Here is a 17,064-nt window from a genome sequence, read left to right as displayed (position 1 = left end):
TCGAACAGCAGGTATGAAATTCCGCTGTTACTTATGTTAATACTCATACGAATAATAGCCTGATTATGTGTAAGAGGTTTTTTAAGAAGTATCAGCAGTATGAGAATGAAAAAGAGCATGAAAGCTTATAACATACGTAAGCGTAAGGAATATCGAAGAAACACCATCAGAAGAAGCAGCTGATTGTAATGAAAGAGGCAGAATCAAACTGGATATATGTAGTGAATGCAAGTGTTGCATTATACTGCTATATCCTTATTTTTTACCGAAAGTTATGATGAATTTATAGATTTCTAAGTTTATGTCTTCAAATGAGAGAGAAGCCTGAGGGAATGCAAACCCTCTTACAATGGACAGGCTTGACAAAATAAAGCGTGACATAGAAGAAGGCGAACTTAAGGCGTTAAATGAAAGCATTTATTATTCAAATCTTAGGAGAATAGGCATGCAAAATGTTTTTATCGTTGGTTCTAAGGGAATCCCTGGAGCATATGGAGGATATGAAACCTTCGTGGATAAATTGACGGAATATCACCAGTATAAGCTGAATCTAAAATATCATGTTGCCTGTAAAAGTTTTGAAAAAGGGGAATTTGAGTATCATAATGCCAGATGCTTTCAAATAAAGGTTCCTAGAATAGGGCCGGTACAGGCTATTTATTATGATTTGTCAGCTTTAATAAATTGCTGTGCCTATATAAAGGCAAATCAGATTAAAAATCCAATAATCTATATCCTGGCCTGCCGTATAGGTCCATTTACAGGTTATTTTCAAAGAGAGATACATAAATTAGGTGGAAAAATCTATATAAATCCCGATGGTCATGAGTGGCTGCGAGCCAAATGGAGTCGACCGGTTCGTAAATATTGGAAGGTTTCAGAGCAGTTAATGGTGAAACACTCTGATTTTATTATTTGTGATAGTAAGAACATTGAGAAATATATCAAGGAGAGTTATCAACAATATAAGCCTTCGACTGCATATATTGCTTACGGTGCAGAAAATCGAAGGAGTATACTTTCAGATGATGATGTGCGCTTGCTTGAATGGTATAAGGAGAAACAGATATCTCCTAAATCGTACTACTTAGTTGTAGGCAGATTTGTGCCTGAAAACAACTATGAAACAATGATTCGTGAGTTTATGAGGAGTAAATCCAAAAGAGACTTTATTCTTGTTACAAACATAAGCAGCAGGTTTCTTGAAAAGCTGAAGAGTAAGACAAGTCTTGATAAAGACCCCCGAATAAAATTTGTTGGTACAGTATATGACCAAGAGCTTCTTATGAAAATTCGAGAGAATGCTTATGGTTATTTACACGGGCATGAAGTCGGTGGTACAAATCCAAGCCTTTTGGAGGCTTTGAGCAGCACGGACTTGAATTTGCTTTTAAATGTGGGCTTTAACAAAGAGTGCGGAGAAGACAGTGCTTTATATTGGGACAAAAAAGACTTTTCATTAGCTCATTTAATTGATAAAGCAGATAACCTGCCAAGGGGTCAGATTGAAAAGCTGGGAGCAAAAGCGAAAAAAAGAGTGGCCGATTTGTATAATTGGGAGCTTATTGCTAATATGTACGAACGAATATTTTTGAACTGACAGGACTTGTTTTCTGATTTGAAATATTTTTGGACTGAAAGGACTTGCTTTCTGATTTGAAATATTTTTGAACTGACAGGACTTGTTTTCTGATTTGAAATATTTTTGGATTGAAAGGACTTGTTTTCTGATTTGAAATATTTTTGAACGGATAGGTTTTATTTTCTAATTTGAAAGTAGAAGTACGGGTGAGCGAAATGGAAAAACCTTTAATTTCAGTAATTGTACCGGTTTACAATGTTGAAAAATATTTAGATGCATGTGTAAGTTCTATTTGTAATCAGACATATAGCAATCTTGAAATTATATTGATAAATGATGGCTCCAGGGATTCGAGCGGTTTATTATGCAACGAGTGGACTGAAAAAGATGAACGTATCATTGTTATTCATAAAGAGAATGGTGGCTTGTCAGATGCAAGGAATGCCGGACTTAAGGCTGCAAAAGGGAACTATATTACATTTGTGGATAGTGACGATGTCATATCTGAAAGTATGCTGGAGCAGCTGTACGAAAAAATGACTCTGAATCAGGCAGATATCTCTATCTGCGATCCCGTACATTGTTATTCGGGTAAACCGGTAATTTATCGTAAGGAGACGAAAGTGGTAGTATACACTGCGGAAGATGCTATGGCTGAAATGATGTACCAAACTTCATTTCTCTTTTCTGCCTGGGGGAAATTATTCAAAAGGGAGTTATTTGCTGCTATAGAATTTCCTATTGGTTTACTGTTTGAAGACGTTGCAATTATGTACCAGGTCTTTTCAAAAACAAAGTCTATTGTATATTTTAATGCGAAATTGTATGGGTATCTGCATCGAGAAAATAGTATTACAACGAATCATTTTAGTAAAAGAGATTGTGATATCCTTGATATTTGTAAAGGACAAGTGGAGTTCTCTAAAAAGTATTCGAAGGATGTTTATAAAGCGGCTAAGGCATATCAGGTTGTAGGTGCATTAAGAGTTTACCTAAATGCTCCCAATGATAAGTCCTATGACAAGGTAAAAGAAAAATGTGAAGATATCATACAGAAAGGATTTCAGGAAGTTCTGAAGAATTCCCATTGCAGAAGCAAGTTAAAGTTATCGTTATTGCTGTATGCCGTTAATAAATCACTAATGAAAAAAGTTTATGTACGTATAGACAGATGGAAATAAATCATGTGATGTAAAGGAGATTCATTTAGATGAAAGTGATAGCGTTTTATTTACCGCAATTTCACAACATTCCGGAGAATGACAAATGGTGGGGGGACGGTTTTACGGAGTGGGTTAATGTTAAGAAATCAGAACCATTACATGAAGGACATTATCAACCCAGAGTTCCCTTAAATAATAATTATTACAATCTTCTTGAGGATGAAGTTAAAAAATGGCAGGTTGAGCTGGCGCAAGAATATGGTGTATATGGATTCTGCTATTATCATTATTGGTTTAGCGGGCATTTATTACTTGAGAAACCCATGGAGCAGATGCTATTAAATAAAGAAATAAACCTTCCATTTTGCATCTGCTGGGCAAATGAACCCTGGACGAAGGCATGGGTTGGAGATGCCAAAAAGGTGTTGATTCCACAGAATTATGGTGGGGAAAAAGAATGGAAGGAACATTTTGATTATTTATTACCATTCCTAAAAGATGAACGATATATAAAAGTTGGAGATAAACCTCTGGTTGTAATTTATCGGCCTGAAATTATAGGCTGTCTGAATCCTATGTTGGATTACTGGAATAATTCAGCGAAAGACAGGGGCTTCAAAGAGGGCTTGTGTTTTGCATATCAGAACATTGATTTTGATTTAATAAAAGAAAAGGATGATAGCCGGTTTGATTTGAATATAGAGTTTGAACCCTTATATGCATATAGAGATATGTTCGCAGATCAGCATAAATATTTGAAAGCAATTAGAAGAAGAGTATCCAACTGGCTGGGAAGAAACTTTGGAATCGATCTTTTACATTATGGCGAGAATTTTTTTCATAAAAATAAACTGCTTCGTTATGAGAAGGCCTGGGAAGCAATTTTGAAAAGAAAACCATCATCAAATAAAAATGTGCCCGGTGCGTTTGTTGGGTTCGATAATTCTCCAAGGCGAGGCAATGAAGCCAAAATTTACGATGGAGCAACTCCGGAAAAATTTAAAAAGTATTTTACAAAACAGGTAAAGCGGGCTAAAGAGGTATACAACACAGACATGCTTTTCATTACCGCCTGGAATGAATGGGCAGAATGCAGCTATTTGGAGCCAGATGAAAGGTACCGGTATGGTTATCTTGAGGCAATTAAAGCTGCACTAGAAGAGAACGGAGAATTTCCCAAGAGATTATAATTAGGAGATTTATAATGAGAATTAAGGTTAACTCTAAGACAATATTAATGGGATTTCTCTTCTTATATCCTATTGTCCCATGGTATATTTCCATAGGACCACTAAACTTAGTAAATATTATATCCTTTCTATTTGTACTCTGGTGGTTTTTTTATTCAAGAAAAATAAATATACCATCAAAAAGTACAAATATTGGTTTTTGGTTATATATGATTATTTATTCGGCGCAGGCCTTTTACGATACCACCATACTGAAAGCATTTGCATACTTTACCGCACAGTTAGTCGTTTGCATAATTTTATGCTCTGAGATAAACCGGCAAAGGGTTTTTGACCAAGCGATGGATGCTTTAATATATGCCGGCGGTTTTCTATGCATAACGGGATTGTTTGAAGAAGTTACCAGGTTCAATATTTTCCATCGAATATCTGGATTGGATAATGCTTATTTTTATACAGAAATACGATTGGGGTTCTATCGAATTGAGACCTCGTTTTCACATCCAATTGTTTATTGTGGATATTTATGCTTTATTGCCGGTATTCTGTTATATCAAATGACGAAGGCGGTACAGGGAAGCCATAAAGAACGACTATATAAGACAGTTTATCTTCTGGTAATTATAAATGCTGTATTAACGATGTCCCGCTCTACTTTAATAGTGTTTGTATTAGAGCAGGTAATAATATTATCGATGACAGGACTGGTTAAGTTCAGTAAGAAGGCTTTGAGCGGAGTCCTGGCCGGTGCTTTGCTTTTAGCGTTATTATCAATCTTCAATTTTCAGGCTTTTGAAAAAATAAAAAATATCTGGTATATGTGCATTGCCGTTTTTGATGACCGCTATTCTTCATTATATACCGCTTCTTTTGGTTTGAATGAAAGTGGAATGGGTAATAGAATCGATCTTTTCAACTGGGTTTCTGATGCAATAAAAGGACATGAACTCCTTGGGATGGGAACCTCCCAAGAGTTTTCGTATTCTGTTAATGCAACCAATGCCATATGGGGAACTTCTTATTCTTGGACAAAGAGTTCCATTGAAAATGAATACCTTTACAACTATTATATTCATGGCTTGCTTGGACTAATAAGCTTTTGTTTCTGTATCATTGGTAGTTTATTATACGTATCAAAGGTCTATAGAATGCGAAGGCATTTTGTGAGAAAAGAGAGTATCGGAGAGAAATCCTTGACTTTTTCAGGGGTTATGACTGTTTTGCTATTTGGTTATGCTATAACTTTATTCTTTGTAAGATCATCAGATAACGTAAGAATGTTCAATGTTCTGATGTGTTTACTGTTTGGCTATTATTCAAAGTTAAGGGAAGCAAGATATAGGGAGAAGTTAAATGGGAAAGAAAATAATTAATGTTGGATTATATGATATGGACTTTTTTGATTTGAATTTTGGTGTTAATGCATTAGGAATATGCCATGTTCTTCTGTTGGATAACATTTGCAAAAAAATAGGTATAAAAGCACGTTTTACTGTATTTACACCGGAAAGCGCAGATAAAGTCGTTAAGCTGTTTCGAAAAGTCTGCAAAAAAGAATTAGATATCGTTACTGTTCGTCCTATCAGTATCAGGCATCCTAAAGTGTTTATCAACTTTTTTAAGGAAGTAAAAAAATGCGATTTTGTAATAGATGCAACGGGAGGGGATAGCTTTTCAGATATTTATGGCGACACCAGATTTATCAGAGGAACCATATGCAAGCTTGTAACTGCGAAAAGAAGTAGGTTGCTTTTAGCACCTCAGACAATCGGTCCTTTTAAAAAAAAGCGAAATGAGAAATTTGCGGTTGCGGCAATCAATCGTTCTGAGTCGGTTTCTGTAAGAGACAAGCTTTCCTATGAATATGTTAATAAAATTGCACCTGGGGCAAAGCTTCATCTGGCAAGTGATGTTGCCATGAGTCTTCCGTTTGACTCTCAATTGCTTCCTTGCGCTGCTCCCGGAAAAATAAATGTAGGAATAAATATATCAGGACTTCTGTGGAATGGTGGATATACGGGGGATAATCAATTTGGTCTGGCATTGGACTACAAAAAGTTCATGACGAAGGTTATTGAAAAATATGCATCGGATGATAGCTATCAAGTACATTTGATTGCTCATGTTATAGAGGATGGAGCTTATGAGGATGACTTTATCGTATGCAGGAAACTTTCTGAAAGATATCCGACGGTAACATTAGCACCTAAATTTCTTAATGTTATTGAAGCAAAGAACTATATCTGCCATATGGATGTTTTTGCCGGAGCCAGAATGCATGCAACGATTGGAGCATTTTCAAGCGGAGTAGCAACTATCCCGATTTCTTATAGCAGAAAATTTGAAGGTGTTTTCGGAAGCATAGGGTATAAGGTTAATATTGATTGCAAGAAGTTGAGCACCGAGGAGGCATACCAAAAATTCTTATACCTGGTTGAGCATTATAGATCTATTCAACAGGAAATGACAGATCCTCTGAAAGAAGCCAGGAAGAGGACTGAGGCTTATGCAGATAATCTGGCAAGGATGGTTCAGGAGATCATTACATAGGGATAATAACCAGGAGGAAAGAAAATGTATAGTACACATCGCAATGTTCAAATTCTGATTGCATTATTAAAGAAATTTAACATTAAGGATTTAGTGATTTCCGCTGGTACAAGACATATTCCACTTGTATTTTCAGTCGAAGAGGATCAGTTCTTTCATTGTTATTCAATTGTAGACGAAAGGAGCGCAGGTTTTTTTGCAATAGGGCTCATTGAAAAGCTTAAACGTCCAGTGGCTGTAGTATGTACCTCCGGAACTGCTTCAGCAAATTATGTGTCAGCTGCTAATGAGGCGTATTATCAGCAGCTGCCCTTGCTTATTTTAACTTCGGATAGACATCCTTATTATTTGAATCAGCAGGAGGATCAATGTATTCCGCAGCTGGGTCTGTATAAGGAGGTATGCAAAAAAGTTGTCAGCCTCCCAATTGTGCGAGATGATAAGGACTTTTGGTATTGCTCCCGTTTGGTTAATGAAGCACTATTAGAGCTTGAACATAAAGATAAGGGGCCAGTTCATATTAATTTTCCTATTGACGATAATTACCCGGTTGAACAAGGAACCTTCAAATTTGATTTGGAACAGTTGCCTGATATTACTAAAATTAACAGGCTTATGATAGAAGATGAACTTGAGAAATGGAGAGAAAAAGCAAAACAGCTCATTTCAGAAAGAATCTTAATAATCTATGGACAGGCGGGAGCAGTAAGTGAACACGAGAAGGTAATAATTGAACGTTTCTGTAAGAAATTCAATTGTCTTATCTCAACGGATCATTTATCCAATTTACATTGCGAAGGTACAATGAATACATATGTTTTAGGATCTTTGCTGCAGCCCGATGATTATGCGGCATTGTGTCCGGATATTGTCATAACAATGCATGGAAATTCCCTGACACCTGTAAAAACAAAGTTACTTGGCATGAGTGGAAAATTCAAGCACTGGCATGTATCACGGGAGGGAGTGATTTCTGATCCTTTCAGATGTATGACAGATATTATCGAGTGTTCACCTGCAAAGTTCTTTGAGCTGTTTGACAGTCTTATTCCGGAGGAAGCACACACACATGAATATCTTGAGCAATGGACTAGCAAAAGGAAGGAGAAAATGTTATTAAGAGATAATGCCTTAATAGACTTTTCAAGTGTTTATGCCAATCAGCAGCTGTTAAAAAATTTACCGGAAAATTGCTTGCTACATATATCAAACAGCAACAGCATAAGAATTGCCAGCTATTTTGCAATAAATCCAGGCATTGAAATCTTTTGCAATAGGGGGACTTGCGGGATAGATGGTTCCATGTCATCGTTTATAGCACAGTCCTATGTCTCAAATTGCCTGAGTTTTCTTATAATAGGTGATCTGAGTTTCTTCTACGATATGAATGCACTTTGGAATAGATATATAAATAAGAATATCAGGATTATGATATGTAACAATTCAGGCGGAGCACTATTTCACTCTTCTTATTATAAACAGGTTAAGACGTTTTCTACGATTGACCGTCATGTTGCAGCAGAGCATTGCACAAGTGTAAAAGGCTGGACGATAAGCCAGGGTTTTAAATACTTATCCGCTGATAACAAAGACATGTTTGATAAAAACCTGGAATTATTTCTGTCGGAGGGTTCTTCAGAACCAATTGTATTTGAGGTATTCACAGATAAAGATAATGATATTAAGCAGATGAATGGCATTCTTAACAGCTTCCGACCGGCAACCTCAAGAACTTTAACAGCTGTAGCATCAAAACTGCCAGAGCCTGCCAAGCGACAGATAAAGAAATTACTTGGCAGAACATAAGACAATAGAAAGGCAGGTAGGAAGGCGTGAACAGATTTAATATAGCAAAGAAAATAGTACCTTTGGGTGTTAAGAGTAAAATAAAAAAATGGTTAGGTGCTTCACTCGTAAAGGTTGATTATGTTTTGAACGTTTCTGATGCAGGTAAATTAAAGGGAAAAGTGGCTTTTGTTACGGGGGGATCTGGGGCCATAGGCAGTGCAGTATGCTTTAGACTAGCGATGGAAGGGGCTTTTGTAGGTGTATGTGGCAGAAATATTGATAACATACAATTCGTAATTGACAATATTATGAAGAATGGAGGAAAAGCTGTCCCGGTATGTTTTGACATAGACGAAGAAGCTGCGATCAAAAAAGCAATAGAGGATTTTATAAGCCAATATGGTAAAATTGATATTCTTATCAATAATGCCGGCGGAAGTGCCCGTAAGGACTCGAAAGCTTTTATCGATCAGGAAATCGAGGTGATTGATTCTGTCCTTTCTGCCAATCTGAGGGGAACAATGTTGATAAGCAAATATGTTGGTAAATATATGAGAGAGGCAAAGGGCGGAAGAATTATCAGCATGGCTTCTGTAGTAGGTTTACAAGGTAAAAAAAACATGTCGGATTATGCTGCTTCGAAAGCCGGTATTATTGGCTTCATGCGTTCTCTTGCAATAGAATTGGGCGAGCATGGAGTTACTGCAAATTGTGTATCGCCTGGATGGGTGAATCGGCAAGTGTTTGATAAAGGAACAGCCGACATAGAAGCTAATATAAATTGTATGAAGCGGGTTGGGAAAACAGATGAAGTAGCTGGCGTGGTTGCTTTCCTATGTTCTGAGGATGCTTCTTATATAACAGGTCAGAATATTGTAGTGGATGGAGGTAGAAGCCTGGGATTATGGGGAGATTACTAAATGGTAAACAGGAGCTAAGATGAATCAGACGATAAACATAAAAAAGGCCGGTACGTATTATCTTTTGGGGAATTTGTTTAATAAAGGGATTGCTTTTTTGACAGTACCTATTTTTACGCGTATATTATCAACATATGATTACGGAATTGTAACTACTTATAATTCATGGATCGGCATTATATCCATGTCAATAGGTTTTGCTCTTCATATGGCTGTTAGGCTGGCGTTTGTAGACTTAGAAGAAAAAATTGATGAATTTATGTCAACAGTTGTTTCCTTCACCATATTATCTTCCATTGCCTTAACCTTGATAATATGCTCAGGCGCCTTGTTGTTTAAGGTAAATATCAGTATCGTTCTGGTATTATTGTGTATGCTTCAGGGGTTTTCTACTGCAGTCATCGAAGACTATATTCATTACTTAATGATGCAGTACAGATATCGATTTAGAACATTATTGATGATTGCACCTAATCTGGTGTCAGTTATTTTTTCGATTGTCGCAATTCTTTTTGTTTTTAAAACAGATCGTTATCTTGGCAGAATAATACCTACTGGATTAGTCAGCCTGCTCTTTGGTATTCTTGTAGTACTTTTGGTATATCGTAAAAGCAAGGCAGGAATAAATAGAAAATATTTAAGATACGGATTAACTATCTCTATGCCCCTTATAATCCATGGAATTGCATTAAATGTATTATCACAATCAGACAGAATGATGATATCATGGTTAGCCAATCCTTCTCAGACTGGAATTTATAGCTTAATATTTAACTTTAGCATGATTGCAACGGTTCTTACAAGTTCATTAGAGGGTATATGGCTGCCATGGTTTACAGAAAAAATGAAGAATAGAAAGTTCGGGGAAATTAATGCTTTGTCGATTGATTATATAAATTTTATGACATATGCGATGGTTTGTCTGCTTCTTGTAGCACCGGAAATTGTAAAAATCATGGCTAATGAGACTTATTGGGAAGGGATTAAAATCATACCGCCTATTGTTTTAGCGAATTATGTTATTTTCTTATACTCCCTTTATGTAAACATTGAACATTTTTATAAACATACCATTTACATAACCAGAAATACCATAATAGCGGCAATCGTTAATGTTTTACTAAACTATATTTTTATACCCATATATGGATATGTAGCAGCAGCATATACAACCTTGGCAGCATACCTGATATCTTTGATACTGCATGCAATCTATGCAAAAAAGCTGGAGCCTGGCCTTTATCCAATAAGAGCATTTGTAAGACCAATCGTATTGATAATTATTTCAACAATACTATTCTATATCTTTAAGGATTACAGTTTCATCCGGTGGACGCTTATGTTCCTGTTTTTTATTCTTATGGTTATAAGAGAGCGAAAAAGAATTTTAGAATTTTTCCCTGAGCTGGAGCAAAAAATAAAATTACCCATCCGCAAGTAAATGAAGTAACATCCACTATAGACATACAGACAGTAAATAATTTAACCCAGTATTTCTTATGGAAAACCTCTTTTTTTAACTTCTTAACATACTCTAAAAAGCCATATTGAAAATAATCGGTAATTGTTATATGATGAAATATATTAGCAGAAAATGTTAAGAATAAGCTGAATCTGCTTGAAGCAGAAAGGGAAGGGGCATATGAATGACTGAGAGAAAGGTTATTCAGGATTACGGATAATAGCGGCAATTATGCGATTGTGTTTCTGTATCACATTACCAGGGAGGTGAAGCGATGCTTCATATCGCAATTTGTGATGACCAGCAGGATCAGCTTGCAGGTATTGCTGCATACGTACATGAATATTTGGAACTAGATGCAATTGATGCGAAAGTAAGTTTATTTTTACATCCGGATGAATTACTTACAGCTTGTGCCAGGGAGCGTTTTCACATTTATATTTTGGATATCCTGATGCCTATGTTGAACGGAATTGAAGTTGGCAAGGATATCCGTCATCTTGATAAGGAGGCACAGATTATTTATGTCACAGCAGAACCATCCTTTGCTTTAAATGCATTCTGTGCACATCCTATAAACTATTTGCTCAAACCAATCGTAAAACAGCAGTTGTTTGACAGTCTTGCCTTAGCTGTATCCCTAACCGATTTACTAGAAGAAGTCATGCTGGCAATAAAAACAAAGGAGGGGGTACATACCTTGCGTATATGTGAGATTGCCTGCTGCGAATATTCCCACCGCAGGGTAATATACCGGCTTATCAATGGCGGGCAGCTGGAGACGTCCACACTAGTCGGGCGTTTTTCTGAGCATATCGCACCTTTGCTGCACAGCGGTTATTTTTTGCAGCCGCATATTTCTTTTGCGGTAAATCTTCGCCGTGTGGAGCGCTTTTGCAAAGAACATTTTATGCTCCGGGGTGGATTAACGGTTCCCATATCCAAAAAGCTTTATTCAGAGGTACGGGATGACTATCTGAATTATGTGCTTGGAAAGAAGGAACTATTATGACCAGCCTGTTTCCGGATTTTCTTCGTGCGCTGGTCTCTATTGTCATGAATATAGTACTTATGGTTACGCTGCTTCAACCTAAATATAGCAGAAAGGTGACCAATCTGGTCATGTTTGCTTTTCTTGTATGTGATTTTCTGATAGCGGTATTTTGTTATATCCATAAGGATCTGACCTTATTATCAAAGCTTGATGTGGTCATTTTTATAGTTACCTGTATTGCAATGAAACCATTGTTTCAGGATAGCTTTATGCAATGGCTGTTCAGCTTTATTACGATTCAAAACATCGGAGCGGTAGTTATCGTGTTGAGCTTCCTGGGATCGCGTCCACTGCCCGGATCGATTTATGCCAATACACTGCTGCGGTTGATTATGTTCTTTTCCATTTCGATCTTTTTGAGGTATTCTATCCGTCCGTTATACCGTCAGATTGTTTCATATTGGAATATGTACTTTTATATGGCAGCTACTATTTGTGCCGCTTTTCTCTATTATTTTATCGGCAGCAGGAATATTGTTGTCACACTTACGGAAGAAGCAGTTCCCCTGGTGCTTCTGATTTTAGTGGCAACAGCTTCCTATGCCTCTATCTTTCACTCAATGAAGACCTTGTCCAGGGAGCATAAGCTGCAGGAGGAGAATCTGAAAATGCAGAATGGACAGGAGCTTTTGCGCCTCTCGGTACTATCAATGCAGCAGCAGTTGGCGGTGATTGATGAAGCCGCCAGAAATATGAGTATAACGAATCATGACATAAGGCATTTTAACAACACATTGATTGAATTGTTAAGGCGGGGAGAGGTAGTTAAGGCAACTGCGCTGCTAGAACAGCAGGTGCTTAAGCATCCGGAAGTACCAAGAAGGTACTGTGAGAACCGGACCGTTAATGCAGCTATAAGCCATTATGCCGGACTGTTAGAACTAGCAGATATTCCCTGTAACATAAAAGCAGATTTACCAGAGGAAATACCGGTGGATTCCCTGGAACTGTCTATTGCATTGTCCAATCTTCTTGAAAATGCTATAAATGCCCTTGAAAAGCTGCCGTCAGATATAACTCCCAGACTATATTGTACAATCTTATATAGGGAGCAGCTGATTCTTGAGGTGGAAAATACATGCGACAGGGAGATTCCTATGGATGAGAAAGGATATCCGATAGCACATAAAACCGGACATGGCATCGGTACGAAAAGTGTACTTGCTTTTGCAGAACGTTACAATGCAGAGGTAATTTACCGTGTTTGTAACAACTGCTTCAATGTCCGGCTGGTACTCTAGGAACAATATGCATAAAATCGACCCTATTTTGCAGAATTAAGTAAATATAAGCAATAACCTGTTATACTTTGTTTGTCAATGTAGAACTGTAGAGCAGGAATGTCGCAGAAGGTACAGGAACGAGCAGAGAAAACAGCAGCGTCGGGATATAACAATAACTCCCGCGAGAGGGGCATGCCTTGTAGATACCGGAACAAGGCATATGCTGGTGGCTTCTTTTTCCTTCCCTTCTGGCATTGACGTTATTTAAAGCGCTTTTTCATAGTAACGCATTTCCGATACTTTTACAAAACCATTGCTTGTATAGACATGTAAAGCACGATCATTGACGGCAGCCACATCGAGGGCTGCTTTCTTCAGGCCTTTTGAAAAAATCAGGTGTAAGGCTTCGTGGATAGCTGCTTTGCCATAACCTGCACCCCGGAATTCCGGCAGAATGCCAAAACCATAGATAAAAGCCTCATCTGTATTGAAATCTATCTTTATCTTTCCAATAATTTTGTCCTCATTTTCCACGATAAAGGTGTGGTCAATGGAGGAAATAAAATCGGAGTCTCCTTTATCCTCTTCATCACCGAAAAAGATATGATCCTGTTTTCTGATTTCCGCAAGATCATCGGAAGTAGCTGTCCGAAGGGCCAGGGCACCCGGACCTTTCTCATCAGTCTGTGGCTTGTAAGCGGCAGCAGGAAGCTCCATTCGGTATTCGGAGAAAGAAGGCTGACCGCCAACAGCTTCTATAAAGCCGATACCGGATAATGAATTGCCGTCAGAAAGGAGTAACAAGCTCTTTCTGTCTGTAAACCTGCACTCAGACATTGCATGTGTATATAGACGGCGGAAAAATCCTCGTCTTCGAAAGTCAGGATGTGTCATTCCATTTAATTCATAAACATTTCCGCCAAAGCTGCAGATACCAAGATAAGATACCGGTCTGCCCTGTGAATAATATAAATATTCCTTCATACAGGAAGAACGAAAAGCCTTCTCAGTTAAAGCTTGCGCCTCAGTGGTATGTGACAGCTGAGAAAGCTTATACTCCAGTTCCAGCTTCAGATTAATATTGTCCTTCACGCAGACAGCTTCTAATTCCTTCAGATTATTATAATCCTCCCTGGTTATAGCGGTCTTCATCTCTATAAAATCTTCTTTATTAATAGAAAACAATTGACTACCTCCTCTTTCTGGCAGCAGCTGCCTGTAAGCAGCTTTGTGCTGATAGTTAAATTAATGAGAGTTCATCTATTTTCATAGGATTGTATCTACACTGTGTTATATTGTCCATTAATGATGTAGATACTGCATTTTATTCTCATAAGTTCATGATAAAATAGAGTCATACTATTTACTAGGTTAAATTTGAATATAAAAGATATTTCTTAATGCTTTCATAGGGAGGTAACAATGAACTATATTGATTTAAGCGGTCAATGGGAGCTGCAGCTTTCAGGTCACAAAGCTGATAGCGTAAATCTGCCGGGAACCCTGGATGGAAACGGTGTAGGTTTTCCCGATGCAGGGGCGAATCAATGGCATCCCGACGCCGGACTTGGAAACGAAAAGGATATGTTAGGCAATACCAGAATCTTAACCAGACTGACAAGAAGGAACACCTACGAAGGATCAGCTTACTTTACAAAGACCTTTCAGCTTCCGAAAACAGAGGAAAGAGTATTCCTGGAAGTGGAGAGAAGTCGTCAGCTGTCCCTTCATATGAAGGGCAGGGAAGTGCCTGCTTTTACATCCGGAACCATTTCCACACCTCATATTTTTGAAATAACAGATTATATAACGGAAGGAGAAAATAGCTGTACCTTCTGCTGTGACAACTCATATCCTGATTGGCCCCACGATGCCATAGTATATTCCTCTGCCGCAACCGATGAGACCCAGACCAACTGGAATGGTCTGTTGGGTTATCTGCGTCTGCGCCTTGAGGAAAAGAATTTTATAACAAATATAAGAATATATCCTGGCCTTACAACAGCCAGTGTAGTTGTGGAGCTTGATTTGTCAGAAAGCTATGAAGGGTTTCTGATACTTCGTTCAGAAGCATTTACAGAGACAATAACACACCCGATAGCCAAAACATCCGGAAGACATACAGTTGAAATAAAAGACATAAAAATCAGTGAAAATGCCATACCCTGGGATGAGTTCGAGCCGCATCTGTATAACTTATCCGTATCCGGTGAAAGACTTACAGAGAAGTCCGTCTCCTTTGGAATACGAACCTTTCATAATCTCAATGGAAAGCTGGCGTTAAACGGCAGAATAATCTTTCTGCGCAGTGAATCCAATTGCTGCGTATTTCCTGAAAACGGACATATGCCAATGTCCAAAGAGGAATGGACAAAAGTTCTGTCGGTCTATGAATCCTATGGAATAAACTGCATGCGTTTTCATTCCCATTGTCCTCCGGAGGCAGCCTTTGCCGCAGCTGATGAGATGGGAATGCTGATGCAGCCGGAACTATCCCATTGGAATCCGGCTACAGCCTTCGAAGATGATAAGAGCTGGTCCTATTACAAAGAGGAATTACAGCAGATATTAATAAGCTATGCCAATCACCCCTCCTTTGTCATGCTGACCTTGGGAAATGAACTCCAGGCCGGAGCGCTGGGACATAAGAGAATGGATTTGCTGCTCTGTTTGGCAAAAGAACTGGACCATACCAGAATGTATGCAAATGCCTCAAATTCTCATTACGGAAGCCTGGGTCCGGATATGCACAGTGATTTCTATACCTCCTCCAATTATTACAAAGAGCATATCCGAGGTACCTCTGCCAATATGACAGGATATATAAATGAACAATATCCTAATAGCAGAACAAATTTTGATAAGGAAATGCAAAAGGTACGAGAAGAATATGATAAACCGGTCTTTAACTTTGAAGTAGGACAATACGAGGTGCTGCCGGACTTTGATGAATGCAATGATTTCAAGGGGGTCACAAGTCCTGAGAATCTTTTGTATATAAAAGAAAGAGTAGAAGCCAGAGGGTTATCAAGTCAATGGAAGACCTATGTAGAAGCCACCGGAGAGCTGTCTCTCCTGGCATATAGAGAAGAAGTGGAAGCGGTGCTTCGAACCAGGGATATGTCCGGTATCTCCCTCTTGGGACTGCAGGATTTTCCTGGGCAGGGAACTGCCCTGGTAGGAATGCTGAACTCCCATCTAAAACCCAAGCCCTACGCCTTTGCCCAGCCGGAACGCTTCAGGCAGTTTATGAAGGACGTAGTACCTCTGGGGCTCATGGATAAATACACTTATCGTGACACTGAACAGTTAACCTGTGACATAAAAATTGCCAACTACAGTAACAAAGCTTATGCCATCAGCTGCAAAGTATTTCTTGAGCACAGCGGCACTCTGCTGGCAGAGCAACAGCTGGAAACGGTCACCTGTCCGAAAGGAGAACTAACGGCGGCAGGAAGCATAACCTTCCCCTTTGCTTCACAGACAGAAGCAAAAAAACTAACCCTGAAAATACAAGCCGGGACCTATGAAAACAGCTATCCAATATGGGTATATCCCGACGTTCCCTTAACCTGTCCAAAAGACCTGCTGTTAACCCAAAGCCTGGAGGAAGCAATCACCGCCTTACAAAAAGGCAGTAAAGTATTTCTGTCACCACCTGCAACCAGCGAGCATTTTCCAGACTCCATCAAAACTCAGTTTACCACTGACTTCTGGTCCGTAGGAACCTTTGCCAGCCAGGATGGATTTATGGGCTGTCTGATGGACCCAAACCACCCGGTCTTTCGAAGCTTCCCTACAGAATTTCACGCCAACTGGCAATGGTGGCCTATGTGCCAGGGCCGTGCAGTCAAGCTGCCTGAGAACCTGACTCCCCTTATAACAGCCCTGGACTGCTACGCCAGAATGAGAAAAATGGGCATGCTCCTGGAAGCAAAGACAGGAAAAGGCAGACTGATCATCAGTACAATGGGATTATTGGAACAACTTCATTACCCGGAAGTAACAGCCTTAACCCAAAGTATAGTAAACTACATGGCCTCACAGGACTTTCACCCAGTTGAAGAACTAACAGAAGAACAACTAAGAATTATTGTAAACTAGTTATCCTACCCTAATAACTTAATATAAG

12 protein-coding genes are annotated in these 17,064 nt (G+C 38.7%); 11 read left to right on the top strand and 1 reads right to left on the bottom strand.

From position 1 onward, the window contains the following. Nucleotides 1–445 precede the first annotated feature (445 nt). The 10 genes from cps2T (at nucleotide 446) to R2R35_RS10310 (ending at nucleotide 12,950) form a co-directional block, all read left to right on the top strand. Entirely contained in the window at nucleotides 446–1,600 is a 1,155-nt protein-coding gene (cps2T, locus tag R2R35_RS10355; protein ID WP_317734443.1) for a beta 1-4 rhamnosyltransferase Cps2T, read from the top strand. A gap of 197 nt (nucleotides 1,601–1,797) precedes the next feature. Further along, nucleotides 1,798–2,763 (top strand): glycosyltransferase family 2 protein, encoded by a 966-nt coding sequence (locus tag R2R35_RS10350; RefSeq protein WP_317734442.1) that lies wholly within the window; start codon nucleotides 1,798–1,800, stop codon nucleotides 2,761–2,763. A 29-nt stretch (nucleotides 2,764–2,792) separates the two neighbouring features. Continuing rightward, nucleotides 2,793–3,935 carry a glycosyltransferase WbsX family protein gene (locus tag R2R35_RS10345; RefSeq protein WP_317734441.1) on the top strand — a complete coding sequence of 381 codons (1,143 nt, stop codon included), beginning with the start codon at nucleotides 2,793–2,795 and terminating at the stop codon, nucleotides 3,933–3,935. Nucleotides 3,936–3,949: 14 nt separating this feature from the next. Further along, complete coding sequence (locus R2R35_RS10340; protein ID WP_317734440.1) at nucleotides 3,950–5,308, top strand: O-antigen ligase family protein; 1,359 nt, start codon at nucleotides 3,950–3,952, stop codon at nucleotides 5,306–5,308. Next, nucleotides 5,289–6,485: a polysaccharide pyruvyl transferase family protein gene (locus R2R35_RS10335; RefSeq protein ID WP_317734439.1), complete on the top strand. Its 1,197-nt coding sequence runs from the start codon at nucleotides 5,289–5,291 to the stop codon at nucleotides 6,483–6,485. The genes R2R35_RS10340 and R2R35_RS10335 overlap by 20 nt, the downstream gene beginning before the upstream one ends. A 24-nt stretch (nucleotides 6,486–6,509) precedes the next feature. Beyond that, on the top strand, nucleotides 6,510–8,291 hold the full coding sequence (gene menD, locus R2R35_RS10330; RefSeq protein ID WP_317734438.1) for a 2-succinyl-5-enolpyruvyl-6-hydroxy-3-cyclohexene-1-carboxylic-acid synthase: 1,782 nt from the start codon (nucleotides 6,510–6,512) through the stop codon (nucleotides 8,289–8,291). Between the two features lie 26 nt (nucleotides 8,292–8,317). Further along, the gene (locus R2R35_RS10325; RefSeq protein ID WP_317734437.1) at nucleotides 8,318–9,193 is read left to right on the top strand and encodes an SDR family NAD(P)-dependent oxidoreductase; all 876 of its coding nucleotides are present in this window, start codon (nucleotides 8,318–8,320) and stop codon (nucleotides 9,191–9,193) included. A gap of 19 nt (nucleotides 9,194–9,212) precedes the next feature. Further along, a complete protein-coding gene (locus R2R35_RS10320) occupies nucleotides 9,213–10,634 on the top strand; it encodes an oligosaccharide flippase family protein (protein ID WP_317734436.1) in 1,422 nt (473 codons plus the stop codon). A gap of 295 nt (nucleotides 10,635–10,929) precedes the next feature. Beyond that, nucleotides 10,930–11,667, top strand: coding sequence for a LytR/AlgR family response regulator transcription factor (locus tag R2R35_RS10315; protein WP_317734435.1), 738 nt, complete (start codon nucleotides 10,930–10,932; stop codon nucleotides 11,665–11,667). Further along, complete coding sequence (locus R2R35_RS10310; protein WP_317734433.1) at nucleotides 11,664–12,950, top strand: GHKL domain-containing protein; 1,287 nt, start codon at nucleotides 11,664–11,666, stop codon at nucleotides 12,948–12,950. The genes R2R35_RS10315 and R2R35_RS10310 overlap by 4 nt, the downstream gene beginning before the upstream one ends. A 246-nt stretch (nucleotides 12,951–13,196) precedes the next feature. Here the strand turns inward: R2R35_RS10310 and R2R35_RS10305 are convergent, their stop codons facing one another. Then, on the bottom strand, nucleotides 13,197–14,117 hold the full coding sequence (locus R2R35_RS10305) for a GNAT family N-acetyltransferase (RefSeq protein WP_317734432.1): 921 nt from the start codon (nucleotides 14,115–14,117) through the stop codon (nucleotides 13,197–13,199). Between the two features lie 237 nt (nucleotides 14,118–14,354). Between R2R35_RS10305 and R2R35_RS10300 the strand changes: the two genes are divergently transcribed. Continuing rightward, the gene (locus R2R35_RS10300; RefSeq protein WP_317734430.1) at nucleotides 14,355–17,036 is read left to right on the top strand and encodes a glycoside hydrolase family 2 TIM barrel-domain containing protein; all 2,682 of its coding nucleotides are present in this window, start codon (nucleotides 14,355–14,357) and stop codon (nucleotides 17,034–17,036) included. Nucleotides 17,037–17,064: the final 28 nt, after the last annotated feature.

Origin of the sequence: Anaerocolumna sp. AGMB13020 (genome assembly GCF_033100115.1) — a bacterium.
GTDB lineage: Bacteria > Bacillota > Clostridia > Lachnospirales > Lachnospiraceae > Anaerocolumna.
The sequence above is the reverse complement of the archived record's forward strand: the minus strand, read 5'-3'. Positions and strand labels throughout refer to the sequence as shown.